The sequence below is a fragment of the Streptosporangium sp. NPDC049644 genome (assembly GCF_040675205.1).
Lineage (GTDB): Bacteria > Actinomycetota > Actinomycetes > Streptosporangiales > Streptosporangiaceae > Streptosporangium > Streptosporangium fukuiense.
Genome location: NZ_JBFAOJ010000082.1, coordinates 1 through 23,434 on the forward strand (window position 1 = coordinate 1; position 23,434 = coordinate 23,434).

Annotated in this window: 27 protein-coding genes; 18 read left to right on the top strand and 9 right to left on the bottom strand. The window is 70.2% G+C overall.

Features of this window, described 5'->3' with window-relative positions; translation table 11 throughout:
- From AB0J58_RS33245 to AB0J58_RS33255, 3 genes are all read right to left on the bottom strand, one after another.
- The coding region (locus tag AB0J58_RS33245) for a DeoR family transcriptional regulator (RefSeq protein ID WP_364223426.1) at positions 1-338 on the bottom strand (338 nt) is incomplete at its 3' end.
- A gap of 209 nt (positions 339-547) precedes the next feature.
- On the bottom strand, positions 548-1,090 hold the full coding sequence (locus tag AB0J58_RS33250; RefSeq protein ID WP_364223428.1) for an RNA 2'-phosphotransferase: 543 nt from the start codon (positions 1,088-1,090) through the stop codon (positions 548-550).
- Between the two features lie 64 nt (positions 1,091-1,154).
- Positions 1,155-1,598 carry a type II toxin-antitoxin system PemK/MazF family toxin gene (locus AB0J58_RS33255; RefSeq protein WP_364223430.1) on the bottom strand — a complete coding sequence of 148 codons (444 nt, stop codon included), beginning with the start codon at positions 1,596-1,598 and terminating at the stop codon, positions 1,155-1,157.
- Positions 1,599-1,865: 267 nt separating this feature from the next.
- Between AB0J58_RS33255 and AB0J58_RS33260 the strand changes: the two genes are divergently transcribed.
- Both AB0J58_RS33260 and AB0J58_RS33265 read left to right on the top strand, forming a co-directional pair.
- Positions 1,866-2,945, top strand: coding sequence for a 3-oxoacyl-[acyl-carrier-protein] synthase III C-terminal domain-containing protein (locus tag AB0J58_RS33260; RefSeq protein ID WP_364223432.1), 1,080 nt, complete (start codon positions 1,866-1,868; stop codon positions 2,943-2,945).
- Between the two features lie 327 nt (positions 2,946-3,272).
- Entirely contained in the window at positions 3,273-4,109 is an 837-nt protein-coding gene (locus tag AB0J58_RS33265) for a sterol desaturase family protein (protein WP_364223434.1), read from the top strand.
- A 244-nt stretch (positions 4,110-4,353) separates the two neighbouring features.
- Here AB0J58_RS33265 and AB0J58_RS33270 read toward each other — a convergent pair whose 3' ends face one another.
- Positions 4,354-4,551 (bottom strand): DUF5302 domain-containing protein, encoded by a 198-nt coding sequence (locus AB0J58_RS33270; protein ID WP_343960976.1) that lies wholly within the window; start codon positions 4,549-4,551, stop codon positions 4,354-4,356.
- Between the two features lie 87 nt (positions 4,552-4,638).
- Between AB0J58_RS33270 and AB0J58_RS33275 the strand changes: the two genes are divergently transcribed.
- Positions 4,639-4,761, top strand: a complete 123-nt coding sequence (locus AB0J58_RS33275; protein WP_364223436.1) for a hypothetical protein — start codon at positions 4,639-4,641, stop codon at positions 4,759-4,761.
- A gap of 20 nt (positions 4,762-4,781) precedes the next feature.
- Here the strand turns inward: AB0J58_RS33275 and AB0J58_RS33280 are convergent, their stop codons facing one another.
- Positions 4,782-4,964, bottom strand: coding sequence for a hypothetical protein (locus AB0J58_RS33280; RefSeq protein ID WP_343960978.1), 183 nt, complete (start codon positions 4,962-4,964; stop codon positions 4,782-4,784).
- Positions 4,965-5,052: 88 nt separating this feature from the next.
- Here AB0J58_RS33280 and AB0J58_RS33285 point away from each other — a divergent pair, with 88 nt between their 5' ends.
- Entirely contained in the window at positions 5,053-5,490 is a 438-nt protein-coding gene (locus tag AB0J58_RS33285) for a MarR family transcriptional regulator (RefSeq protein WP_350927371.1), read from the top strand.
- 22 nt (positions 5,491-5,512) lie between these two features.
- Positions 5,513-5,740, top strand: coding sequence for an HGxxPAAW family protein (locus tag AB0J58_RS33290; protein ID WP_343960983.1), 228 nt, complete (start codon positions 5,513-5,515; stop codon positions 5,738-5,740).
- On the opposite strand, the gene AB0J58_RS33295 is transcribed toward AB0J58_RS33290, so the two are convergent.
- The 3 genes from AB0J58_RS33295 to AB0J58_RS33305 all read right to left on the bottom strand — a co-directional run bounded on the left by AB0J58_RS33295 (position 5,741) and on the right by AB0J58_RS33305 (position 8,491).
- Complete coding sequence (locus tag AB0J58_RS33295; protein WP_364223438.1) at positions 5,741-6,085, bottom strand: anti-sigma factor antagonist; 345 nt, start codon at positions 6,083-6,085, stop codon at positions 5,741-5,743.
- Between the two features lie 82 nt (positions 6,086-6,167).
- Positions 6,168-6,839, bottom strand: coding sequence for a response regulator (locus tag AB0J58_RS33300; RefSeq protein ID WP_364223440.1), 672 nt, complete (start codon positions 6,837-6,839; stop codon positions 6,168-6,170).
- Positions 6,839-8,491: a sensor histidine kinase gene (locus AB0J58_RS33305; protein WP_364223442.1), complete on the bottom strand. Its 1,653-nt coding sequence runs from the start codon at positions 8,489-8,491 to the stop codon at positions 6,839-6,841. Before AB0J58_RS33305 ends, AB0J58_RS33300 begins: the two co-directional genes overlap by 1 nt.
- An 89-nt stretch (positions 8,492-8,580) precedes the next feature.
- On the opposite strand from AB0J58_RS33305, the gene AB0J58_RS33310 reads away from it, so the two are divergent.
- From AB0J58_RS33310 to AB0J58_RS33370, 13 genes are all read left to right on the top strand, one after another.
- A complete protein-coding gene (locus AB0J58_RS33310) occupies positions 8,581-9,951 on the top strand; it encodes a cation:dicarboxylase symporter family transporter (RefSeq protein WP_364223444.1) in 1,371 nt (456 codons plus the stop codon).
- Positions 9,952-10,217: 266 nt separating this feature from the next.
- Complete coding sequence (locus AB0J58_RS33315) at positions 10,218-10,976, top strand: SDR family NAD(P)-dependent oxidoreductase (protein WP_364223446.1); 759 nt, start codon at positions 10,218-10,220, stop codon at positions 10,974-10,976.
- A gap of 2 nt (positions 10,977-10,978) precedes the next feature.
- Positions 10,979-12,328: an adenylosuccinate lyase family protein gene (locus AB0J58_RS33320; protein WP_343960996.1), complete on the top strand. Its 1,350-nt coding sequence runs from the start codon at positions 10,979-10,981 to the stop codon at positions 12,326-12,328.
- Positions 12,321-13,268 (top strand): thiamine pyrophosphate-dependent dehydrogenase E1 component subunit alpha, encoded by a 948-nt coding sequence (locus AB0J58_RS33325; protein ID WP_364156897.1) that lies wholly within the window; start codon positions 12,321-12,323, stop codon positions 13,266-13,268. The genes AB0J58_RS33320 and AB0J58_RS33325 overlap by 8 nt, the downstream gene beginning before the upstream one ends.
- Positions 13,261-14,268 carry a transketolase C-terminal domain-containing protein gene (locus AB0J58_RS33330; protein ID WP_364223448.1) on the top strand — a complete coding sequence of 336 codons (1,008 nt, stop codon included), beginning with the start codon at positions 13,261-13,263 and terminating at the stop codon, positions 14,266-14,268. The genes AB0J58_RS33325 and AB0J58_RS33330 overlap by 8 nt, the downstream gene beginning before the upstream one ends.
- A 229-nt stretch (positions 14,269-14,497) precedes the next feature.
- Entirely contained in the window at positions 14,498-15,481 is a 984-nt protein-coding gene (locus AB0J58_RS33335; RefSeq protein ID WP_343961002.1) for a sugar ABC transporter substrate-binding protein, read from the top strand.
- Positions 15,478-16,992 (top strand): sugar ABC transporter ATP-binding protein, encoded by a 1,515-nt coding sequence (locus tag AB0J58_RS33340; protein WP_343961004.1) that lies wholly within the window; start codon positions 15,478-15,480, stop codon positions 16,990-16,992. Before AB0J58_RS33335 ends, AB0J58_RS33340 begins: the two co-directional genes overlap by 4 nt.
- Positions 16,982-18,244 (top strand): ABC transporter permease, encoded by a 1,263-nt coding sequence (locus AB0J58_RS33345; RefSeq protein ID WP_364223450.1) that lies wholly within the window; start codon positions 16,982-16,984, stop codon positions 18,242-18,244. Before AB0J58_RS33340 ends, AB0J58_RS33345 begins: the two co-directional genes overlap by 11 nt.
- Positions 18,241-18,699 (top strand): VOC family protein, encoded by a 459-nt coding sequence (locus AB0J58_RS33350; RefSeq protein WP_343961008.1) that lies wholly within the window; start codon positions 18,241-18,243, stop codon positions 18,697-18,699. Before AB0J58_RS33345 ends, AB0J58_RS33350 begins: the two co-directional genes overlap by 4 nt.
- 89 nt (positions 18,700-18,788) lie before the next feature.
- A complete protein-coding gene (locus AB0J58_RS33355) occupies positions 18,789-19,631 on the top strand; it encodes an amidohydrolase family protein (protein ID WP_364223452.1) in 843 nt (280 codons plus the stop codon).
- A gap of 2 nt (positions 19,632-19,633) precedes the next feature.
- A complete protein-coding gene (locus AB0J58_RS33360) occupies positions 19,634-20,743 on the top strand; it encodes a Gfo/Idh/MocA family oxidoreductase (RefSeq protein ID WP_364223454.1) in 1,110 nt (369 codons plus the stop codon).
- On the top strand, positions 20,740-21,795 hold the full coding sequence (locus AB0J58_RS33365) for a LacI family DNA-binding transcriptional regulator (protein ID WP_364223456.1): 1,056 nt from the start codon (positions 20,740-20,742) through the stop codon (positions 21,793-21,795). The genes AB0J58_RS33360 and AB0J58_RS33365 overlap by 4 nt, the downstream gene beginning before the upstream one ends.
- Positions 21,796-22,127: 332 nt before the next feature.
- Positions 22,128-22,490, top strand: coding sequence for an MmcQ/YjbR family DNA-binding protein (locus tag AB0J58_RS33370; protein WP_364223458.1), 363 nt, complete (start codon positions 22,128-22,130; stop codon positions 22,488-22,490).
- Here AB0J58_RS33370 and AB0J58_RS33375 read toward each other — a convergent pair.
- Complete coding sequence (locus AB0J58_RS33375; protein ID WP_364223460.1) at positions 22,474-23,403, bottom strand: hypothetical protein; 930 nt, start codon at positions 23,401-23,403, stop codon at positions 22,474-22,476. The genes AB0J58_RS33370 and AB0J58_RS33375 overlap by 17 nt on opposite strands.
- Between the last annotated feature and the right edge of the window lie 31 nt (positions 23,404-23,434).

The following is a 23,434-nucleotide window of genomic DNA, read 5'->3' on the forward strand; positions in this document are numbered from 1 at the left end:
ACCGGCAGCGCCTGCACCAGACGACCCGTCGTCGTACCCGCGTCGATGATGATCGCGCCGTCCTCGGGAAGCTCCGCCAGCGCCGCCTTGGCGATGCACTCCTTCTCCGCGATCATCACCTCGTCGCGGGCGGCCAGCTCGGGCTCGAACCCCAGCCGCTCGACCGGGATCGCCCCGCCGTGCACGCGCCGCAGCACCCCCGAGCGTTCCAGTGCGGTCAGGTCCCGGCGGATCGTCTCGGTGGTGACGGCGAACTCCTCCGAGAGCGTCACCACGTCCACACGTCCGATGGTTCGCGCCCGGCGCAGGATCTCCTGCTGCCGCTCCTCGGCGTACATGCTGTTGATTCACCGCCGTTTCCATGTTGTTTCAGCTTTATTTACACCCGAATATGTTGGAAGGTCAATGGTTGGCTTCCGTCAGGCTGAGTCGAGCACGAAAAACCTAGGTGTTTACCTGGAGTGCGGGCACACATGGCCGGAGGGCGCGGATGCCCGAGATCTTTGGGGTGCGTTGGAAACGGTGCCCCACGCCGGGGAGAGGTCCCTCAGCCGGGAAACGAGATGTGGGCGGACGGCACGTGGGCGGTCAGCCAGACGCCGTTGGCACTGACCTGGAACTCGTGACCCGCCCGGTGCATCTCACCTGAGCGGACGACCAGCACGACCGGCCTGCCCCGGCGCGCACCCACCCGGGTCGCGGTCTCCCGATCGGGGGAGAGGTGCACCGCGTGCCGGGTCATCGGCCGCAGGCCGTCCTTCCGGATGGCGGCCACGCGTGAGCCCACCGTTCCGTGGAACAGGACCTCGGGCGGCTCGACCGCGGGAAGGTCCAGGGCGACCTCGACCGAGTGACCCTGGCTGGCGCGGATCCGGTCACCCTCGATGGTGAAGCGCCGCTTGTCGTTGCCCGCGACCACCTGCGCGAGCTCGTCGCGGGTGATCACCAAGCCGTGCCGCGCGGCGGCGGCGAGCAGGGCGTCGATGTCCGCCCACCCCTGCGGGTCGAGGGCCAGCCCGATGCGCTCGGGCTGGTGCCGGAGGTGTGCGGAGAGATATTTGGAGACTCGAACCAGTCGTTTGTTGTCCATGGAACAACAGGATGCTGACTCGCCCGCCGCTTTTCGGCGGGTTCGCGGGGGGTGTCTCCCGGCCTCAGCCGTCGGCGGCCCAGCCGTGGGTGCGCTTGAGCACAGCGGCCACGCGGGCGAAGCGCTCGGCGTCGAGGATGGAGCCCTCCCGCCGGATGTCGTCCTCGTCGAGAGTGAAGATCCGGTCGAGACGCAGGTAGGAGACGCGGTTCTCCCGGTCCCAGCGGCCGGGGCCGAGCTCCAGCCAGTCGCTCGGATCGCCGTTGCCACCTCGGCTGGACAGCATCAGTGCGAGCAGCTTGTGCCCGTGGCGGCCGACGACCAGCAGCGGCCGGTCCTTGCCGCGGTTCGGGTCCTCCTCGTAGGGGACCCAGGCCCAGACGATCTCGCCGGGGTCGGCGAGCCCGTCGAGGTCGGGGGAGTAGTTCAGGGTCGCCGCCCGGTCGACACGGTAGACCTCGCTGACCGCGCCTCGAACCGGTCGGGGGTCCTCACCAAGATCACGCACAGGGGCAGCCTATTGCAGGCCGTGCGCGCCTTCCAAGGGAGGGGGCCATACTCCCGGCGAAGGGCCAGGGGTGCTGCCGACGCCCGGGCAAGGCCGGGAGTCCTACCCACTGTTCTCGATAAGGCGAGCTCAGGAGCGGTCACCAGTGAATTCCAAGCCGTTTGCAACAGCCGGAAAACACTATTGGGCCGAGCTTTTGATCTTTAGGCACCTGGTGGCCTGTTTGAATACGGGCGATGTTGCCATTGCCCGCCAAGGGAGACTCGCATGACCCGAATCGCGGCTGTCCGCGGCATCCTTCCCCCCCACCGCTACCCACAGTCGGAGATCACGAACGCCTTCGCCGAAGTATGCCTTCCTGAGGGTACCAGTCGCCGGTTGCTCGATCGCCTGCACACCTCCGCGCGGATCGATTATCGCAGCCTGGCGCTGCCGCTTGAGGAGTACGTCAAACTCGACGGCTTCGGGACGGCCAACGACAGGTTCATCGAGGCGGCCGTCGACTTGGGGACCGAAGTGGTGGGCGCGGCGCTGCGCGACGCCGGGTTGACGCCGGGCGACATCGATATGATCATGTTCACCTCGGCGACCGGCATCGCCCTGCCGTCCATCGACGCCAGGGTGGCGAACCGGCTCGGGATGCGTCCCGACGTCAAACGGATACCGATGTTCGGCCTGGCCTGTCTCGCGGGAGCGGCGGGTATCGCCCGTCTGCACGACTATCTCCGTGGATGGCCTGATCACGTGGCCGTGCTCCTGTCGGTGGAACTGTGTTCCCTCACCGTGCAACGCGGTGACATCTCTCCCGCCAGCCTCGTCGGCAGCGCACTGTTCGGTGACGGTGCCGCCGCGGTGGTGGCCTGCGGAGCCGGACGGAAGTCCGAGGCAGGCGTCGCGGGTCCTGTCGCGGTGGGGCCGACCGTGATCGCCAGCCGCAGCCGCCTCTACCCCGACTCCGAAAAGATGATGGCCTGGAACGTCTCCAACACGGGCCTGCGCCTTCTGCTCGACGCGCACATCCCCGACCTTGTACGGGCCAACCTCGCGAATGACGTGCACGCCTTCCTCAGTGACCACGGCCTGACAGAGCGGGATGTGACGGCCTGGGTGTGTCACACCGGCGGCCCGAAGATCCTGGAGGCCGTCGCCGAGAGCCTTGAGCTGCCCGACGGCGCGCTCGACCTCACCTGGCGCTCACTGGCGGAGTGCGGGAACCTGTCGTCGTCATCCGTGCTGCACGTCCTGCGGGACACGCTGGTCCTGCGGCCACCGCCGCCGGGCACTCCGGGGTTGCTCATCGCGATGGGGCCGGGCTTCTGCGCAGAGTTCGTCCTGCTGCGATGGTGATGCCGCGATCACCGTTGATCATCCCTTCACCGGGAGGGGTGCGAACCTCGGGGTTTCTCGCGCGCGGGTTTCCATGGACATGATCACGCGCGGGACTTCACGACGCGAAGACCGGCTTTCCGGCCATAGGGAAGCCGCAGTCGTTCGCCGAATCGGCGACCAGGTGACCGACCTGGTCGCTCAGCTGCCGCCGCGCCGGGGAACTCCTCGGCCTGGTGGCGCACCGACGGCTCCCCGGCTTGATCCGCGCGTCGGCCCGCCGACGTCGGCCGGGGTATCCGTGAATCTCTGTCGCGCGGCATGTGCTTGGTACCTGAGGGAGTGTGAATGATCGCCGCGGTGATGTACGCGATCCCGGCCTTCGTCTTACTGGTCGTGATCGAGGCGCTGTCCTATCGGTTCCTCCCCGATGACGACGAGCGCGGCTACGACATGCGCGACACGGCGACGAGCATGTCGATGGGGGTGGGCAACCAGCTGATCGACCTCCCCTGGAACCTCGTGTCGGTCATCGTCTTCGCCGGCGTTTACACGATGGCGCCCTGGCAGTTGTCGGCCACCTCGATATGGACCTGGGTGCTGCTGTTCCTCGCCGAGGACCTGACGTACTACTGGTTCCACCGGCTGCACCACCGCGTACGCGTGCTGTGGGCAAGCCATGTGGTCCACCACTCCAGCCAGTACTTCAACCTGTCGACCGCGCTGCGGCAGAGCTGGACGACTCCCATGACCTCCCTGCCGTTCTGGCTGCCCCTGGCGCTGCTGGGCTTTCCGCCCTGGATGATCTTCTTGCAGCAGTCGGTGAGCCTGCTCTACCAGTTCTTCCTGCACACCGAGCGGGTCGGTAAGCTGTGGCGTCCCATCGAGTGGATCTTCAACACGCCTTCCCACCACCGAGTGCACCACGGTATGAACAGTGCCTATCTGGACCGCAACTACGGCGGCATCCTCATCGTGTGGGACCGCCTGTTCGGCACCTTCGCGCCGGAGGGCGAGCGGGTCGTCTACGGTTTGACGAAGAACATCGACACCTACAACCCGATCCGGGTGGCCTTCGGTGAGTACGTGTCCGTCTGGCGGGACGTTCGCGGGGCGGGAAACTGGCGAGACGGTCTGGGGCACCTCTTCGGCCCGCCTGGCTGGACCTCGCAGAAGCGGGGCTGAGCTGCCGTGCTTCCGTCCCGGGGTGGCCGCGGAACTGCGACCTTGGGCCGTGGCCCGACAGGTCCGCCGCCGGCCGCCACATCGGCACTTCGGCATGGGGTCTCGCGCCCGCCGCGCTCGGCGCGGCGGGCGCGAGGACGGCGGTATCGGTGCCGTACGCGCCGCCCGCTGGCCGGGCACTAGCCGGGCGGCGGCGTGGTCCTGGTCAGGCGAGTGCCTGTTCGGGACCTGGTGCGGACGTGGCTCAGCCGCCGCTCTTGCGGCGGAAGGAGCGCTTGGCCGCAGCCGGGCCGTGAGCACCGTGGATCTTCGAGGCGTTCTTCCCCTTGCCCCCGGCGTTCGCGTCCGCCTGGGCGAGCTTCTTGCGCTCCAGGGCCTCGCGGAACTTACGCTTCAGTTCGTCGTCGGAACTCTCAGGCTCCTCCGGCGTGACGTCAGACATGCAGACCTCCTGATCTGGCCGATCCGGCTGATCCGGGCGGACGGTCCCACCCTGGCCAGCCGGACCTCATCCTCTCATGTTTCGAACATGGATCCGGCTGGCCGGAACGCGTCGCGGGCCTGGCCGCGAGGGCCGGTCGCCGACGGTGCCCACGACGGTGCCCACGACGGTGCCCGCGGTGCCGCCTTCGGCGGCCGGGACGTGTGGTGACCGAGGAGGGGGCACTCCCTCTAGTTCAGGTCCATGGCCATCAGCAGCAGCAGTCCGGCGAGGTGGCCGACGACCACGAAGACGATCACGAAGATGAAGACGAACTTCGCCGGGCCGTGCTCGAAGTTACGGCCCTCCTTGAGCGCGGGTCGCGTGGCCTGGCGCTCGGCGATCCGCTCCTCGATCGACTTGCTGTGAAACATGGGGATCCTTTGCTCGCCGATGCTTGGGGCGATAATAGTTTGTGTATTAATTATCGTACTATGTCGGGTGGAGGTGCGTGTGAGTGACATGACTGATCCGCTAAGTCTGGAGAGCCAGGTGTGTTTCGCCCTGGCGGTCGCCTCGCGCAACGTCATCGGGGTCTACCGGCCGCTGCTGGAGCCGATGGGGCTGACCCACCCTCAGTATCTGGTCATGCTCGCCCTCTGGGAGCAGGCGCCGCTGTCGGTCAAGGAGCTGAGCAAGCTACTGAGACTCGACCCCGGTACGCTGTCCCCGCTGCTGAAGCGTCTCGAGGCCGTTGGCTACATCCGGAGGCAGCGTGACGGCCAGGACCAGCGTGTCCTGGCAGTCTCGCTCACGCCGGAGGGCCGAGGGCTGCGGGACGAGGCGGAGAAGGTTCCGCCGGCGATCGTCAGGCGTCTGGGAATGAACCTGGAGGAGCTCCAGGAGCTCCACCGGTCGCTGAACCGGGTGATCGCCGCGGCGGACGGCGCGCATCACTGATTCATGTGGAGAGGAAAGGCTCATGGCTGGAAGCCACGGAGGAAGTCCCAAGTCTTGGCTTGCGGTGATCATCATTCTGCTGGGGTTCACCGTGGGAGGCGTGGCCCTGTGCCTCGGCCCCAACTGGATGCTCTTCTGGATCGGGACCGGGATCGTCGCGATCGGTGGAGTGGTCGCTCTGGCGGTCGACATCTTCTCGGATGTCATCATCGACGCCCCTCGGGTGCCGCTGGACAACGGCAACAGCTGATCAGACCTCCTGCAGCGCCTCCTCGACAGAGGTGAAGACCTCGAAGGAGGGGCGCAGGCCGGTGATGGCGAGAATGCGCTCCAGGGTGCCGTGCACGCCGACGAGCGCAAGACGGACACCCAGAGCGCGACTCCGCTGGAGCACCAGGATCAGCTCCGCGACCCCGGTGGAGTCGCAGAAGGTGAGCCCCGTGACATCGGCCACGATCAGAGAAGGCGCTTCGACCTCCCAGGCGTTCTCCATCTCCAGGCGGAAGACAGGGGCGTGCCGGTAGTCGAGCTCTCCGAGCACCTGGACGACGAACACCGTCCCGAACAGGTTCGATGAGGCCGTGAAAAAGGTCATGGCTGGCTCCTTTGCCCGCAGGTGGCAGGGCGGGCTGCCCTTTTTCCTACCAGGTCCGGCGCCGCCGTGCTCCCGGAGGGCGTCAAACGACCCGGTAGAGCAGCTCGGGCCGTCCGACCCCACCGTACTGGGGAACCCGGCGGGTGATTCCGCTCTCCGTCAGGTGCTCCAGGTAGCGGCGGGCGGTCACCCGGGAGACACCGATCGCAGCCCCGGCGGTCTGGGCCGACAGGCCGCCGGGAGATCTGCGTAGCTCCGCCAGCACGGCGTCGAGAGTGGCCTGGGTCATTCCCTTGGGCAGGAGGCTCTGCGCCGGACCCCGCAGCGCCGCCAGGGTGCGGTCCACCTCGCCCTGGCCGCTGGCCTCTCCCAGGCCCTCCACCGAGGAGCGGAACTCCGCGTAGTGGGTGAGCTTCTCCTTGAGCGAGGCGAAGGTGAACGGCTTGAGCAGATACTGGGCCACGCCGACGGAGACCGCGGACCTGACCACCGACAGGTCCCGTGCCGAGGTGACCGCTATGACGTCCGACATCACGCCCGCCGCCCGCAGCGTCCGGCACACCTCAAGACCGTGCATGTCGGGCAGGTAGAGGTCGAGCAGGATCAGATCGACCGGGTGGTGCCGTAGGAAGCGCAGTGCCTCCCCGCCGGATCTGGCCACCCCCGCCACCCGGAAGCCGGGCACCCGCTCCACGAAGACCCGGTTCGCCTCGGCGGTGATCTCCTCGTCCTCGACCACCAGTACCGAGATCATCACATTTCCTTTCCGCGCAGCGGCAGCCGTACGGTGAACACCGCGCCCGCCCCGCTCTCCAGGACGGTGCTCTCCGGGATGGTACGGGCCGTCCCCGTCGCATGGGGCGGTCGTACCGGGTGACCGACCTCGATCGTTCCGCCCAGGCGGCGGACCGCCTGGCCGACCATGGCCAGCCCGAGGCCGCGGCCGTCGCCCTTGGTGGTCCATCCCCTGCGGAAGGCCTCGTCCGCCGTCGCGGGGTCGAGCCCCGGGCCGCTGTCGGCCACGCTGATCACGAAGGCCGTCTCGTCGGCGCGCAGCCGCACCTCCACCCGGGCGGGAGGGGTGCCCGCCGTGGCGGCTTCGGCCGCGTTGTCTATCAGGTTGCCGACGATCGTCACCAGATCGCGGGTGTCCAGGCCGAGGTCGTCGAGCTCGCTGTCCGCGGTGATCGCCAGCTCCACCCCCCGTTCCCCGGCCTCGGCGCTCTTGCCCAGCAGCAGCGCGGCGAGCACGGGTTCGCGTACGGCGCCCACCACCCTGTCGGTGAGCTGCTGTGCGGCCCTGATCTCCGCGGTCGCGAACGCCACGGCCTGCTCGGCGCGGCCCAGCTCGACGAGGGTGATGACCGTGTGAAGCCGGTTGGCCGACTCGTGCGCGGCGGCCCGCAGGGAGTCGGCGAAGCCGCGCTCGACGTCCAGCTGCCCGGCCAGGGACTGCAGCTCGGTGTGGTCGCGGAGGGTGACCACGGTGCCGAGCGAGCGGTTGCCTGAGCGGACCACCGCCGCGTTCACCACCAGCGTCCGCTCCCCGGTCATATGGATCTCGTCGGTGCGGTTCTCGGCCGTCGAGAGCCGCTCGCCCAGTGCGGTGGGAAGGCCCAGCCCGGTGACGTGCCGTCCGTTCACCTCGCCCGCGAGGCCCAGGAGCTCCCGGGCGCCGTCGTTGCAGAGCGTCACCCTGCCCGCGTCGTCGACGAGCAGCAGCCCCTCCCGTACGGCGTGCAGGATCGCGTCGTGATACTCGTACATCCGGCTCAGCTCGGTGGGGCCCATGCCGTGGGTCTGGCGGCGCAGCCGGGCCCCGACCAGGTAGGTGCCCACCCCGCCGAGGGACAGGCCGAGCAGGCCGATCAGCGCGGCGCCGGCGATCTGGCCGCGGAGCCTGACACTGATCTTGTTGATCGTGATGCCCGCGCTGACCAGGGCCCTCACCCGGCCGCGGTCATCACGGACCGGGGCGACGGCCCGGACCGAGGGACCGAGGGTGCCGGTGTAGGTCTCGGTGAAGACCTGCCCGGCCAGGGCGGGCGCGGTGTTGCCGAGGAAGCGGCGGCCGATCTGGGCCGGGTTGGGATGCGTGTAGCGCACGCCGTCCAGGCTCATGATCGTGATGAAGTCGACCCCGGTCTCCCGCCTCACCCGTTCCGCGTACGGCTGCAGGGCCGTCGAGTCGCCCAGGGAGGCGAGGACGGAGGGGGAGTCGGCCACACTGACCGTCACCGCTCTGGCGGTGCCGACGGCCTCCTCGACGAGCAGGTCGCGCATCTGCAGGAAGGCGAGCAGCGCACCACCGGTCACGGTGACGCCCACGACGACGATCTGCAGCGCCAGCATCTGCCTGGCCAGGCTCCAGCCACGCACCTGTCTGGAAAGCTCCCGCAAGTTCACGAACGAAATGTACGCAATGGTGACTTAGATCACAGCGTCAGCGGATAGTCGCTCGACCGGATTTTTCTTCTACCACGGTGGAGACACGCATGAGCGCGGCCCGAGATAGAACACACTACCTGTACATAGCCGTGATCGCCGCTGTGGTCGCCGGAGTCACGGTCGGGCTCGTCGCCCCCGATCTCGGCAAGGAGCTGAAGCCACTCGGCACCGCCTTCGTCGCCCTGATCAAGATGATGATCAGCCCGATCATCTTCTGCACCATCGTGCTCGGCGTCGGATCCGTCACCAAGGCCGCCAAGGTCGGCAAGGTCGGTGGTCTCGCGCTCGGCTACTTCCTCGCCATGTCGACGGTCGCGCTGGGCATCGGCCTGCTCGTGGGCAACCTGATCGACCCCGGGCAGGGCCTCGCGCTCACCGACGAGCTCCGCAAGGCCGCCGAGGCCGAGGCGGCCAAGGGCGGCGAGAGCGACACGGTGACGTTCCTGCTCGGGATCATCCCCACCACGCTGGTCTCGGCGTTCACCGAGGGCGAGGTGCTGCAGACCCTTCTCGTCGCGCTGCTCGCCGGGTTCGCCCTGCAGGCGATGGGCGAACGCGGCAGGCCCGTGCTGAACGGCATCGCGCACATCCAGCGGCTCGTCTTCCGGATCCTCGCCATGATCATGTGGGCCGCCCCCGTCGGCGCCTTCGGCGCGATGGCCGCGGTCGTCGGCGCCACCGGCGTGGACGCGCTCAAGAGCCTCGGCGTCATCATGCTCGCCTTCTACGTGACCTGCCTGCTCTTCGTGTTCGTCGTCCTCGGCCCGATGCTCTGGCTGGTGGCGCGGATCGGGCTGCTCTCGCTCCTGCGCTACCTGGGCAGGGAGTTCCTGCTGATCCTGTCGACCTCGTCGTCGGAGTCGGCGCTGCCGCGCCTGATCGCCAAGATGGAGCACCTCGGCGTGAGCCGGCCGGTCGCCGGGATCACCGTGCCGACCGGCTACTCCTTCAACCTGGACGGCACCGCCATCTACCTCACCATGGCCACGCTGTTCGTCGCGAGCGCCACCGGCGCGCCGCTCTCCTTCGGCGAGCAGATCTCCCTGCTGGTCTTCATGATGATCGCGTCGAAGGGCGCGGCCGGGGTCACCGGCGCCGGCCTGGCCACCCTCGCCGGGGGCCTGCAGTCCCACCGCCCCGACCTGGTCGACGGCGTCGGTCTCATCGTCGGCATCGACCGCTTCATGTCCGAGGCGCGGGCGCTGACCAACTTCGCGGGCAACGCGGTCGCCACGGTCCTGGTCGGCACCTGGACCGGCGAGTTCGACCGGGAGCGCGCGGCCGAGGTACTGGCGGGGAGGGTCCCGTTCGACGAGACGACCCTCCTGGACGACGATGACGATGACGGCGACGATGACGGCGACGACACCCCGCCGCCCGCCGCGCGCTCGGACGACCCGGTGATGTCACCGGCATAGCGGGAATCCGGGCGGCCGGTGTACGGGCCGGTGCCGGGCACTTGTCTCAGGGGAGCGAGTGTCCGGCACCGGCCCGTATCCGTACCGGAACGCCCGGGTGAGCCCCGCGACTTCCGGGCGCACACCGGTCCGCGGAGGCGCTGCGGAGCGGGTTAACACCAGAAAAATTTCGCAATAAAAACGATTGACCGACCTCTTGTCCGTTTTGTGAGGCCACTGCTACATTCCCAGTCAATCGTTTGACCAACCAAAGGGGATCCTCGGGGATGGCTGTCACGATCGACCTGACGGGGCGCACGGCGCTCGTCACCGGTGCCGCGGGAGGTCTGGGTTTCGGATGCGCCCAGACGCTGGCCGAAGCGGGAGCCGACCTCGTCGTCTCCGATCTCGCAGGGCCGCGGCTCACCGAGGCCGCCTCCTCTCTCGGGGCGCGCGAGTGGGCCACCGACCTCACCGACCCCGGCCAGGCGGTGGCGCTGGCCGAGGGGATCGGGCGGATCGACATCCTGGTGAACTGCGCGGGGGTCATGCGCACCACGCCCCTGCTGGATGTGTCGCCGGAGGAGTGGCGGCGCGTCGTCGACGTCAACCTCAACGGCGCCTTCTGGATCACCCAGGCCGTCGGCCGCCGGATGGTCGAGCAGGGCGGCGGGTCCATTGTGACCCTCGCCTCCGTCGCCGCCCGCTCGGGGCGGCCCAACGCCGCCCACTACTCGGCGACCAAGACAGCGCTGCTGTCGCTGACGAAGTCGGCCGCGGAGGCCTTCGCGCCGGTGCGGGTCAACGCGGTCTGCCCGGGGATCTTCCTCACCCCCATGTGGGACGGAATCATCGCCGATCGTGACGCCCGCTTCGGCCCGGACGCGGGCGCGCACTATCTCAAGGAGGTCAGCGACCGCTCCCCGCTCCGGCGTCCCGGCCGCCCGGACGAGCTGGCCTCCGCCGTGCTCTTCCTCGCCAGCGACCTCGCTTCGTTCGTCACCGGCCAGGCGCTCAACGTCGACGGCGGACTGGAGATGAACTGACCGTGCAGACCTTCAAGCTGCTGCCCAAGCTGTTCGGCGACGCGGGCATGGCCGATGTCTTCTCCGCCGAACGCACCGTGCTCTCCTGGCTGCGGGTCGAGGCCGCGCTGGCCCAGGCACAGGCCGAGGCGGGAGTGATCGACGAGAGCGACGCCGAGGCCATCATCGGGGCTTGCGTACCGGCCAACATCGACGTCGAGCGCCTCTGGCAGGAAGCCGTCAACGTCGGCTATCCCATCCTCCCGCTGGTGCGCATGATCGCCGCGGCGCTGCCCGAGGGGCCCAACGGCCGCGTGCACTACGGGGCGACCACCCAGGACATCATGGACAGCGGTCTCTCGCTGCAGATGAGGGAGGCGCTGGACCACCTGACCGCGCTGCTGGACGCCTTCGGCGGAGTGCTCGCCGAGCTGGTCGAGGAACACGCGGGCACCGTCGTGGCCGCGCGGACCCACGCCCAGCAGGCCGTGCCCACCACCTTCGGCGCGAAGATGGCGGTGCTGCTCGCCGAGGTCACCCGCCAGCGCCGGCGGCTGCGCACCGCCGCGAGGCAGGTCCCGCTCGTCTCCCTGTTCGGCGCCGGCGGTACCTCCGCCGCGATGGGCGAGCAGGCGGCCGTGGTCAGGAAAGGCGTGGCCTCCCGGCTCGGGCTGGTGCCGACCGACGTGCCCTGGCACGTGGCCAGGGACGGAGTCGCCGAGTTCGGAGTCGTCTGCGCGGGTGTCACGGCGACCGCCGCCAGGTTCGCCCGCGAGATCGTCGACCTGTCCAGGACCGAGGTCGGAGAGGTTCGCGAGGCGGGCGGCCACCATCGCGGCGCGTCCTCCACGATGCCGCAGAAGGCCAACCCGATCGGCTGCGAGGCCATCATCGGGATGTCCGGCACGGCGGGGGCGCTCAGTTCTGCGGTGTTCCGGGCGATGGAGGCGGGCCATGAGCGGGCAGCGGGCGAGTGGCAGGTGGAGTGGTACGTGGTGCCGCAGCTCGCCGAGCTCGCCGCGGGCGCGCTGGCCACGGCCGCGGAGGTGGCCCGGGGACTGCAGGTCTTCCCCGAGGCGATGCGGAGCAACCTCGGTGCCGAGGGTGGCCTGATCATGGCGGAGGCGTACATGATGCGCCTCGCCCCCGCCCTGGGGCGGGAGCAGGCGCACGATCTGGTCTACAAGGCGGCCCATGAGGCGCGGGCACGCGGTCGCGCGCTCGCCGAGACCCTGCGCGAGGTGGCCGCTCCCGGTGAGCTCGCGAGCCTGGGACCGCTGCCGATGCCTCCCGAGTCCTACCTCGGCGACGCCGAGACGATCTGTGTGACCGCGCTGGCGGCGTGGCGAACCAAGGAGAACGACGATGAGTGAGCGACGGCTCGCGGACCTGCTGGCCATGTGGCGGATCCGGGCCTTCGAGGAGAAGGTGCGCGACCTGCGGCTCGAAGGGCCGATCGTCGGCTCGGTGCACCTGTGCATCGGTCAGGAGGCGATCCCCGTCGGCGCCTGCGACGCCCTGCAAGCCGAGGACGCGCTGTTCGCGACATACCGCGGCCACGGTTGGGCGCTCGCCAGGGGCGTGCCCGCCGAGCCGCTCTTCGCGGAGCTGATGGGCCGGGCCACCGGCGTCAACGGCGGAAGGGGCGGCTCCGCCTACTTCACCGCCGCCGAGTACGGCTTCCACGGCGAGAACTCCATCGTGGGCGCCGGTGCTCCGATCGCCTGCGGTGCGGCGCTCGCCGGCCGGTTCGACGGCTCCGGGCGGGTGGCGGTCACCGTCTTCGGCGACGGTGCGATGAACCAGGGCGCGGTGCACGAGGCGATGAACTTCGCCGCCGCCTTCGACCTCCCGGTGGTCTTCGTGTGCGAGAACAATCGCTACTCGGAGCTGACCCCGATCGCCGACATGGTCCGTGGCGGACGCCTGGCCGACCGGGCCGCCGCCTACGGCATGCCCGGCCATCGCATTGACGGCAATGACGTCGAGGCGGTCCGCTTCCACGTGCGCGACGCCGTCGAGGTCGCCCGCGAGGGCGGCGGGCCGACGCTGCTGGAGTGCATGACGGAGCGCATCTCCGGCCATTACATCGGTGACGCGGAAAGCTACCGCAGGCCTGGGGAGATGGACCGGATCAGGCGCAGGGAGCCGATCGCGCGGCTGCGTGAGGGCCTGCTCGCCGACGGTGTTCCCGCGGCCGAGATCGACGCGGTCGAGAGCCGCGCGAGGGCCGAGACCGAGGCCGCCGCCGCGGCCGCGCTGGCCGCACCGCTCGCCGACCCCGCGACCGTGATGGAGCACCTCTATGCCTGAGAGCACCGTTTCCGAGACCACCCGCAAACTGTCGTACGGGGAGGCCGTCAACGCGGCGCTGCACCGCCTGATGGAGGAGTTGCCGGAGACGCTCGTCTACGGCGAGGACGTGGGCGTGCCCGGCGGCGTCTTCGGCGTGACGCGGGGCCTGCGCAAGCAGTACGGTGACCGCGCGTTCGACACTCCGATCAGCGAGTCGGCGATCCTCGGCAGTGCCGTGGGCGCGGCCATGATGGGCCGCCGCCCGGTCGTCGAGATCATGTGGGCTGACTTCTCGCTCGTCGCGCTCGACCAGATCGTGAACCAGGCGGCGAACGTCCGCTACGTCTCCGGCGGGCGCTTGGCGGCGCCGCTGACGATCCGCACCCAGCAGGGCAACGGACCGGGCGCGTGCGCGCAGCACTCCCAGTGCCTGGAGGCGCTCTTCCTGCATGTTCCCGGGCTGCGGGTGTGCATGCCGTCCACCCCGCAGGACGCCCACGACCTGCTGGTCACGGCGGTGCACAGTGACGACCCCGTCCTGGTGGTCGAGAACAGGACCCTCTACTTCGGGGCGAAGGAGGAGGTGCGCGTCGGCGGCCCGGTCCTGCCGATGGGCGGCTCGCGGATCCGCCACGAGGGCTCCGACGCCACCGTCGTCACCTGGGGCGCCATGACCTGGCGGGCGGTGGAGGCCGCCAGGAGCCTGGCCACGGAGGGCATCGGGGTCGAGGTGGTCGAGACGCCCTGGCTCAACCCGTTCGACACCGGCGCGGTGGTCGGCAGCGTCCGCCGCACGGGCAGGCTCGCGGTGGTCCACGAGGCCAATGTCACCGGCGGTTTCGGTGCGGAGGTCGTCGCGCGGGTGGTCGGCGCGGGGGTGGTGCTGAAGGCACCCCCGATCCGCGTCGGCACGCCGGATGTCAGGATGCCCGCCGCGCCGGTCCTGGCGCAGGAGCTCGTCCCGGACGCGCGCCGCATCGCGGGCGAGGTGCGAACGCTCGTCCTGGGCGGTTCGTGACAGCGGCCCCGATGACGAACCGGTCCGTGACTCCTCCGTTCCCCGAAGGGAGCGGCTGCTCGCCTCCCTCGGCCGAGGTGGGCGACGGACGAGCCCGGCCCGTTTCGAACCCGGGAACCCGGCCAGGGAAGCGATTCCCCTGCCGGGTGAACCCGGCAGTCCCCTCGCCGGAGCCGATGGGGCGCCGTCGTCAAGTCAAACGTTTGACCTCTTATCAGCAGGAGAAACAATGAAGAAGGCATTCCTCGTGGTGGCCGCCCTCGCGGTCGGTGCGACCGCCTGCGGCGGCTCCTCGGGCACGGATGAGGCCGCGCCGGAGAGCGGGAAGAAGCAGTACACGATCGGCGTCTCCAATCTCGGACTGAGCTTTCCCTTCCCCGCCGCGATCGGCAAGGGCATCAAGGAGGAGGCGGCCAAGCTCGGCGTCACGATCGTCGAACTGGACGCGCAGGGCAAGGCCGACAAGCAGAGCAACGACATCCAGGACCTGATGGCCCAGCAGCCCGACGGCGTACTGATGCTGCCGGTCGACTCCGGTGTCGCGCAGGGCCTCGCCGACCGGCTGAAGGCAGCGAACATCCCCACGGTCGCGGTGGCCTCCCAGGTCGGCGACCCCAAGACCCGCAAGCTCAAGGACGTCTACCCCGGGCTGGTCGCCCTGGTCACCCAGGACGAGTACGCGGCCGGCGGCAAGGCCGGGGAGATCGCCGCCCAGATCGTACCCGGCGGAGGCAAGATCGCCATCGTCGAGGGCGCGGCGGGCTTCGCCGAGGTCGTCAACCGCTGGCAGGACTTCCCCGCGGCCTCCGAGGCGAAGGGGGCGAAGTTCGAGGTCGTCGCCAGGCAGCCCGGAGACTGGGTGCAGGACAAGGCCCAGTCGGCGTGCCAGAACATGCTGGCGTCCAACCCCGGCGTCCAGCTCTTCTACGCCCAGTCCGACGACATGTCGGTGGGCTGTGCCAAGGCGGTCAAGGCCGCGGGCTCCGAGGCCAAGGTCATCGGCATCGGGGGCAGCAAGCTCGGAATCGACGCGATCAACGCGGGCGACGTGGTGGGCACGGTCTGCTTCAAACCCGAGGACCTCGGCAGGCTCGCCCTGACCACCCTCTACAAGCACCTGACCGGTGAGCAGAGGCAGGACGCCGCCTTCGTGACCTACGACACCCCGTCGATCACGAAGGACAACGTCGCCGACTGCACCCCGCAGTGGTGACCGCCCCGCTGCTCTCCCTGGAGGGCGTCGGCAAGTCGTTCCCCAACGGCACCGTCGCACTGCGGGGGGCGAGGTTGAACGTCCTGCCGGGAAGCGTGCACGGTCTGGTGGGTGCCAACGGCGCGGGTAAGTCAACGATGATCAAGGTCATCGCCGGGGTACACGCGCCGACGACGGGAACCGTGCGCTGGAAGGGCGAGGAGGTCGTCTGGCGTGATCCCGGATCCGCCAGGAAGGCGGGCGTCGCGACGATCATGCAGCACGTACCGCTCGCCCCGTCGCTCACCGTGCTGGAGAACGTCTTCCTCGGCGCTCCCGGGCCGTGGCGGCTGCCGCGCGCCCGCCGCGCGGAGTTCGCCGGGCTGCTGGAGCGCGTCAACTACCTGATCGACCCCGACGCCGAGGTGATGGACCTGGCCATCGGGGAGCGGCAGATGGTGGCGATCCTCCAGGCGCTCGCCATCGGCGCCGAGCTCGTCGTCATGGACGAGCCGACCGCCTCGCTCGCCGAGGGTGAGCGGCAGGTCGTCTTCGAGGTGGTCAGGAGACTCAGCGCCCAGGGCACCGCGTTCCTGTACGTCTCGCACTTCCTCGACGAGGTGCTCTCGCTCACCGACCGGGTCACCGTCCTGCGGGACGGGACCGTCGTCGAGGAGGGGGAGACGGACGCCTACGACGAGGACCGGCTGGTCCAGGCGATCGTCGGCCGGGACCTGCTCGCCGTGGAGCGTCGCACGGCCCCGCCCGCCGAGATCTCCGGACCGGCGTTGCTGGCCGTGCGGGAGCTGAACGCCCCGGCGGGCGTACGCGACGTCTCCTTCGAGGTACGTCCGGGAGAGGTCGTCGGCTTCGCGGGCCTGCTCGGCTCCGGGCGCTCGGAGATCCTGCACGCCGCCTACGGCGCCGACCCCCACGCCCGCGGCGAGGTGCGGGTCGCCGGCGAGAAGGTGCGGCGAGGCCCGCGCGCGGCCGTCGCCGCCGGTATGGCGCTGGTCCCCGAGGACCGTAACGCCCAGGGCCTGATCGGTACCTTCCCGATCTGGAAGAACATCTCACTGCCCGACCTGCCGTCCCTGGCCCTGGGCCGGGTGATCCCGGGGGAGGGCGCGGAGACAGAGCGTGCCGCCCGGGTCATCGAGGACCTTGGCATCGTCTGCCCAGGACCCGAGGCCATGGTCACCGAGCTGTCCGGCGGTAACGCGCAGAAGGTCGTCTTCGGCAAGTGGCTGCACGGTGGGACCCGGATCCTCATGCTCGACGAGCCCACCGCCGGAGTCGACGTCGGGGCCAAGGCCGACATCCTCGAACTCGTCCGCGGATTCGCCGCCCGGGGCGGCGCCGTGCTCATGGTGAGCAGCGAGTTCGAGGAGATCCTCGCGGTGGCGACCCGCGTGTTCGTCGTCCGCGAGGGCCGGATCGTCGCCGAACGACCGGCACACGAGACATCCGAGGAGGAACTGCTGATGCTGGCCAACGGATTCGGTGAGGGAGGTGCGCAGGGTGCCGCCTGAGACCTCGCCCCGCACCCCCGCGGCCCTGCCCGCGCGGCGCTCGCGGCTGACCGCCGCGCTGCGGCCCGGCAACGCCGGGGTGGTCTACGCCTTCGTGCTCATCGTCGCCGTGCTGACGCTGCTCTCGGCCCAGCTGGGCCGGCCGAGTTACCTGTCACCGACCAACATCGTCAACATCCTGGACCAGTCGTCGCTGGTGGCCATCCTCGCCGTGTTCACCACGGTGGTCCTGATCAGCGGGAACTTCGACCTCTCCGTCGCCTCGGTCTCCGCCTTCTCGGCCGCGACGGTGCTCAGCCTGGTCAGCACGCTCGGGCTGCCGATGGCGATGGCGATCGCACTGGGCGCGGGACTCCTCTGCGGTGCGGTCAACGGGCTGATCGTCCAGCGAGTCGGTATCAACGCCTTCATCGTGACGCTGGGCACCATGACGGCCGTACGCGGCCTGGTGCTCATCCTCACCGACGGCCGCACGATCACCGCCGAGGACCCCGACGCGCAGCGGGCGCTGATCGCGCTACAGGCCGGATACTGGACGGTCCCGCACGTCCTGGCCGTCGCCGGAGCGGTGGTCCTGGTCGTCGGGGCGGTGCTGGCCCTGCTCGCACGCAGGTCCGGCGGCAGCCCGCTGCGCGGTGGCGTCGCGGTGGCGGCCGGTGCCGCCCTGATCGCGCTCAGCCCGATCCTCGGCTTCGAGTTGCGGCTGAGCAAGCCCACGTACTACCTCCTCGTGATCGTCACGATCACCTGGGCCGTGCTGCGCTACACCGTGATCGGCCGCCGCCTGTACGCCGTCGGCAGCAATGCCGAGGCCGCCCGCCTGTCCGGTATCAACGTCGACCGTTACAAGATCGGCGCATTCGTGCTCAACGGTCTCGGCTCCGGTTTCGTCGGTGTGCTGTTCGCCGCCAAGTTGCTGGCCATCAACCCGACAGGCCTGCAGGGCACCGAGCTCACCGTGCTCGCCGCCGCGATCCTCGGCGGCACCTCGCTGTTCGGCGGCCTCGGCAGCGTGCTGAAGTCCGTCGTCGGCGCGCTGATCCTGTTCACTCTGGACAACGGGTTCAACGTGCTCAATCTGGGGGCCAACTACCAGGGCCTGATCGTCGGCACCGTGGTCATCGTGGCCGCGGCCATCTACACCATCGCCGGGCGGCAGCGCCAGGTTCGCCGGGTGCGGGAGTCACAGGCGAAACCGGTGGAGACCACTCCGAAACCCAGCGAACCCGAAAGACAGGGGGCGCTGCGATGAGGGGAGTCTGGCACTTCTCCTTCACCGTCGCCGACCTTGACAGGTCCGTGGCCTTCTACCGTGATCTGCTCGGCTTCACGCTCGTGCACCGGCAGGACCAGGACAACGACTACACCCGCAGCCTCGTCGGCTACCCCGACGCCGTGCTGCGCATCGCGCAACTGGCCGTACCCGGTCAGCCGCGCGGGGTCTCCACCCACGACCTGGAACTCGTCGAGTATGTCCGCCCGCGCGGCGAGGGCAGGGACCCGGCCAGGCACCTGCCGGGTGCCGCCCACCTGGCGCTCGCCGTCACCGACGCCCGTGCCGAGTACGCGCGGCTGTCGGCGGCGGGGGTGCGTTTCGTCTCGCCGCCCAACGAGATCACCGCCGGGGTCAACGCGGGCGGCTTCGCCTGCTACTTCCTCGACCCGGACGAGATCACTCTGGAGTTCGTGCAGCCGCCGCCACGCTGACGAACTCCCCGGATCCAGCGGCGTTGACACCCCCGGTGGAGCGTCCTAGTTTGTGCAAACTCAAACGATTGATCGAAAAGGAGCGGTGGATGGCCGTCATCGATGCCCACCAGCACTTCTGGAACCTGGAGACGGGTTCCTACTCCTGGTTGACGCCGGAGGCGGGGCCGATCCACCGCACCTTCGCCCCCGAAGAGCTCCTCGGGCAGCTCGCCGCCGCAGGTGTGGAGCGGACCGTGCTGGTCCAGGCCGCCGACACCTACGCCGACACCGACGCGATGCTGGCGCAGGCGGACGCCCACGACTTCATCGCCGCGGTGGTGGGCTGGGTTCCGCTGAACCGGCCGGACGAGGCCGCCGAGGCGCTGGAGCGCTATGGGCGGCACCCGAGGTTCGCCGGCGTCAGGCATCTCATCCACGACGATCCCGACCCCGACTGGGTGATCCAGGACTCGGTGGTCGAGGGGCTGGGCCTCCTCGCGGCGGCGGGGCTGCCGTTCGACGTGGTCGCGGTGCTGCCCAGGCACCTGGAGCACGTGCCGGTCCTCGCCGAGCGTGTCCCCGGGCTGCGGCTGGTCATCGACCACCTGGCCAAGCCGCCGATCAGGGAGAAGGGCTGGGAGCCGTGGGCGTCGCTGATCGCCCGAGCCGCCGAGCATCCCGACGTGTACGCCAAGGTGTCCGGTCTCAACACCGCCGCCGACGCCGAGACCTGGACCGCCGAGGACCTCCGCCCCTACGTCGACCACGCGATCGAGGTGTTCGGCCCCGACCGGCTGATGTTCGGCAGTGACTGGCCGGTGGCCGTCCTCGCCGGAGACTACGCCAAGGTGTGGCGGGAGACGGGCGTGCTGCTCGCGGGCCTTGGCGAGAACGACCGCGCGGCCGTACTCGGAGGTACGGCCGCGCGCTTCTACCGGATCGAGGCCTGACCGTGCTGGACCTGCTCACCCCGATCGCGGCCGCCGCCGACCTGACCATCCCGGCGGGACACCGGCTCCCGATCGCGGTCGTCGGGGCGGGCGCCATCGTCGACGTCGCCCACCTGCCCGCCTACCGCGCCGCCGGCCTGGAGGTGGCAGGCCTGTACGACCTCGACGGGGAACGGGCCCATGAGGTGGCCGCCCGGCATGGCGTCACGACGGTGTACGGCTCCCTGCGGGAGTTGCTCTCCGACGAGCGGATCGCCGTGGTGGACATCGCCGTCGCACCCGAGGCGCAGCCCGGCATCGCGCGGGCGGTTCTGGAGAGCGGCAGGCACGTGCTCTGCCAGAAGCCCTTCGCTCCCGACGTCGCCACCGGAAGGCAACTCGTCGACCTGGCCGCCGCGCGCGGGTTGAAGATCGCGGTCAACCAGCAACTCCGCTTTGACGAGGGAATCGCCGCCGCGCGGGCCATGGTCAGGGCCGGATGGGTCGGTGAACCGACCACGATGACGTTCACCGTGAACATAGCCACCGACTGGAGCGGCTGGGAGTGGCTCGTCTCCACGGACCGCCTGGAGATCGTCTATCACTCGATCCACTACCTGGACGCCATCCGCTCCATCCTCGGCGACCCGGTGACCGTGTTCTGCACCGGCAGCCGTACGGCGGGTCAGCTCCCCAAGGGGGAGACTCGCACTATGAGCACCCTGGTCTACCCCGGCGACGTGCGGGCCCTGGTCCACGTGACGCACGAGAACCGGACCGGCGACCACGAGGCCGCGTTCCGAATCGACGGCACCGAGGGGGCGATCAAGGGAACCCTCGGGCTCCTCTACGACTACCCGCACGGCCGTCCCGACACACTGCTGGTCAACAGCCGCACGGTACCGACCGACGGCTGGCTGCCGTACCCGGTGACCACCCGCTGGCTGCCGGACGCGGTCGCCGGGCCCATGGGGTCGCTGCTCGCCGCGATCGCGGAAGGTGGTGAGCCGGAGACGGCCGGTGCCGACAACCTCGGCACCCTCGCCCTGCTGGACGCCCTCTACCGCTCCATGGAGACCGGGGAGAGCAGGCGCCTGCGGGCCGGGCCGGAGCCGGTGGGGGAGGCACGGTGAGGTCCGGGACGGACGGCGGCGTGAAACCCGGCGTGGGGGGCGGGGGGAAACCCGTCCGGGTGACCCTGGCCCACGTCGCGGCCGAGGCGAGGGTCGACCGTGCGGTGGTCTCGCGGGTCGTGAACAACGACCCGTCGCTCAACATCCGGCCGGAGACCAGGGAGCGCGTCCTCGCCGCGGTCGCCGCGCTGGGATACCGGCCGAACGTGGCGGCCCGGAGTCTGCGCACGGCCCGCGCCCACATGTTCGGCCTGTTCATCCCCGACTTCGCCAACCCCGTCTACGCGGAGATCATCAAGGGGGCCGAGGCCGCCGCGGCGGCGCTGAGCTACGTGCTCGTCACCGGCAGCGCCGCGGGGGCGGGGCTCGGCGGCTACATGGACCTGCTCGGGCAGGGCAGGATCGACGGCCTGCTGCTGGCGGGCGCCGAGGGCGAGTCCGGCCTGATCGAGCAGCTGGATCGGGCGACCGTGCCATGGATCATGCTCAACCGCAGGAGCCCTTCGGTCAAGCGCTACGTGGTCCTGGACGACGAGCGGGCGGCCAGGCTCGCGGTCGAGCATCTGGTGGGGCTCGGCCATCGTCGTGTCGCCCATCTCGCCGGGCCCGACGGCGCCGACACGGCGCTGCGGCGCCGGGCGGGATACTCCATGGCGATGAGTGCCGCGGGCCTGCCGGAGGGGCAGGTCGTCGCCGCCGACTACACTCCCGCCGGCGGTGCCGCGGCGATGGCCGAACTGCTCGCCGCCCCCGACCCTCCCACCGCGGTCTTCGTGGCCAACGTCGCCTCCGCCATCGGCGCCATGGAAGCCGTACGGGCGGCGGGTCTGGAGATCCCCCGCCAGATCTCCATGGTCGCCGTGCACGACCTGGACCTCGCCAGCTACCTGGCACCGCCGCTCACCACGGTCCGGATGCCTCTGGCGGAGCTTGGCAGGAGAGGGGTGGCCCTGCTCGGCAGCCTCAAGCCGGAGGAGAGCGTCGAGGAGGTTCTCGACGGTCCCATCGAGCTGATCGTCCGCCGCTCCACGGCCCCGCCGCACGGAACCTGAGCCGTGACCCGGGGCTGTCCGGGGCGTCCGGGGCGGGCAGGAGCATGTCCTCGCCGAGCGCGGTGCGGCCGTGGTCGAGTGCCGGCAGCCCGGCCCGGACCGTGGTCCGCCGGGCCTCGGGGGTGAACCTCGCGAACATCGTCAGCTTATGCTGACGGCGCTCCTGGTCCCCTTCGCGCTCCGGGCGGGGACGCGCTAGCGTGCGGGGGTGGATGGGACCTTCGTCGTCGAGGAGGCGCGGTGAAGCAGGCCGCCGGGCTCGCGCCCTCGGAGGCACTCGACCTGCGGCGGACCCTGCGCCGGGTCATCGTCTCCCTCGACGAGTCGTCACGATGATCACGGCCGACGACGTGCGCCGCGTCGCCACGGCGTTGCCCAGGACCGAGGAGAGGGTCGTCAGGGACCGGGTGACGTTCCGGGTGGGCCGGATCGTCTACGTCGCGATCTCGCCCGACGAGACCTCGATGGGATTCGCCTTCCCCAAGGAGGAGCGGGCCGCGCTGATCGCGTCCGCGCCGGAGACGTTCCACATGCCCCGGCCCTCCGACGAGCGCTACAACTGGGTGCGGGTCCGGCTCGCGGCGATCGACGCGACCGAGCTGCGCGAGCTGGTCGAGGACGCCTGGCGGATGGTCGCGCCCAAGCGGGTCGTGGCCGCCCACTTCGGAGAGCCGGTGGTCAGGAGGTCCCGCTGAGATGGACCTCCCGGGCCAGCCTCGTCGTCTGGCCGGTGGAGCGCTGCCAGGTGGCCCCGGCCGGGTGGGCGGTCAGCAGGACCATGATCCAGCGCTCCCCGGGGCCGACGAGGCCGGTGCTGTGCAGTACGGGACGGCCCAGGTCGGGTACGGGGCCGGCTCCGGCGGATGGCGCCGCGGTGCCCCCGCTCGGTGCGGTGGCGCCCAGGGCCGCCGGAGCCGGAGAGGCGGAGGTGAGGGCGGCGGAGGCGGTGCGGGCGGCGGGAGAGGTCGCCGGGCGGCAGCGGACCGGGGGCGTGGAGCCGTATCCCGACCAGCCCTGCTTGACCGCCCACGGCCCGCGCACCCCACGGGGGATGCCGAAGTACTGGTCGAAGCCGTCGGAGCCGCACTGCCCGGCCTTGCGCAGGTGGCCCAGGATCAGACCGCTGACCTTGGGGTCGGCCCGGTCGAGCAGGTAGCGGTAGGTCTTGACGACATCCATCGCGCTGAGCGAGGTGTAGCCCCAGAATCCCGGTTTGTCGGCCGGTGGGGGAGCGGTGTCGGTGAGTTGTAGCTTGCGCGCCATCCGCTGGATGATCCTTCCCTGGCCGCCCCTGCTCCAGAAGGAGGTCGCGGCGGCGTCGTCGCTGACCCGCAGCATGACCTTGAGCAGCGCCAGGTCCTCCTTGGAGGCGCCGCTGTGCGACTCCAGACGGTCGATCGCGATGAGGATCTTCACCACCGACGCCGACCGGAACCTCCGGTGCGCGTTGCGGTACTCGGTCACCTTCGCGCTCTGCCGGTCGAAGACCACGTAACCGGCGGTCACCTCGGCCGGGACGTGTGGCTTGCCGGGGGCGGTGGCCGAGGCCGGAGTGGTGGCCGCCAGGAGGGGGAGGGCGGTCGCGAGGACCGTCAGCAAACGCGTCACAAGACAAATGCCTACCAGATCCCGGCGTCGG

Coding starts and splice junctions, on each gene's coding strand:
- AB0J58_RS33250 (WP_364223428.1), bottom strand. CDS start 1,090: ATGGACAACAAACGACTGGTTCGAGTCTCCAAATATCTCTCCGCACAC.
- AB0J58_RS33260 (WP_364223432.1), top strand. CDS start 1,866: ATGACCCGAATCGCGGCTGTCCGCGGCATCCTTCCCCCCCACCGCTAC.
- AB0J58_RS33265 (WP_364223434.1), top strand. CDS start 3,273: ATGATCGCCGCGGTGATGTACGCGATCCCGGCCTTCGTCTTACTGGTC.
- AB0J58_RS33270 (WP_343960976.1), bottom strand. CDS start 4,551: ATGTCTGACGTCACGCCGGAGGAGCCTGAGAGTTCCGACGACGAACTG.
- AB0J58_RS33275 (WP_364223436.1), top strand. CDS start 4,639: ATGGATCCGGCTGGCCGGAACGCGTCGCGGGCCTGGCCGCGAGGGCCG.
- AB0J58_RS33280 (WP_343960978.1), bottom strand. CDS start 4,964: ATGTTTCACAGCAAGTCGATCGAGGAGCGGATCGCCGAGCGCCAGGCC.
- AB0J58_RS33285 (WP_350927371.1), top strand. CDS start 5,053: ATGACTGATCCGCTAAGTCTGGAGAGCCAGGTGTGTTTCGCCCTGGCG.
- AB0J58_RS33290 (WP_343960983.1), top strand. CDS start 5,513: ATGGCTGGAAGCCACGGAGGAAGTCCCAAGTCTTGGCTTGCGGTGATC.
- AB0J58_RS33295 (WP_364223438.1), bottom strand. CDS start 6,085: ATGACCTTTTTCACGGCCTCATCGAACCTGTTCGGGACGGTGTTCGTC.
- AB0J58_RS33300 (WP_364223440.1), bottom strand. CDS start 6,839: ATGATCTCGGTACTGGTGGTCGAGGACGAGGAGATCACCGCCGAGGCG.
- AB0J58_RS33310 (WP_364223444.1), top strand. CDS start 8,581: ATGAGCGCGGCCCGAGATAGAACACACTACCTGTACATAGCCGTGATC.
- AB0J58_RS33315 (WP_364223446.1), top strand. CDS start 10,218: ATGGCTGTCACGATCGACCTGACGGGGCGCACGGCGCTCGTCACCGGT.
- AB0J58_RS33325 (WP_364156897.1), top strand. CDS start 12,321: ATGAGTGAGCGACGGCTCGCGGACCTGCTGGCCATGTGGCGGATCCGG.
- AB0J58_RS33330 (WP_364223448.1), top strand. CDS start 13,261: ATGCCTGAGAGCACCGTTTCCGAGACCACCCGCAAACTGTCGTACGGG.
- AB0J58_RS33335 (WP_343961002.1), top strand. CDS start 14,498: ATGAAGAAGGCATTCCTCGTGGTGGCCGCCCTCGCGGTCGGTGCGACC.
- AB0J58_RS33350 (WP_343961008.1), top strand. CDS start 18,241: ATGAGGGGAGTCTGGCACTTCTCCTTCACCGTCGCCGACCTTGACAGG.
- AB0J58_RS33355 (WP_364223452.1), top strand. CDS start 18,789: ATGGCCGTCATCGATGCCCACCAGCACTTCTGGAACCTGGAGACGGGT.
- AB0J58_RS33370 (WP_364223458.1), top strand. CDS start 22,128: ATGATCACGGCCGACGACGTGCGCCGCGTCGCCACGGCGTTGCCCAGG.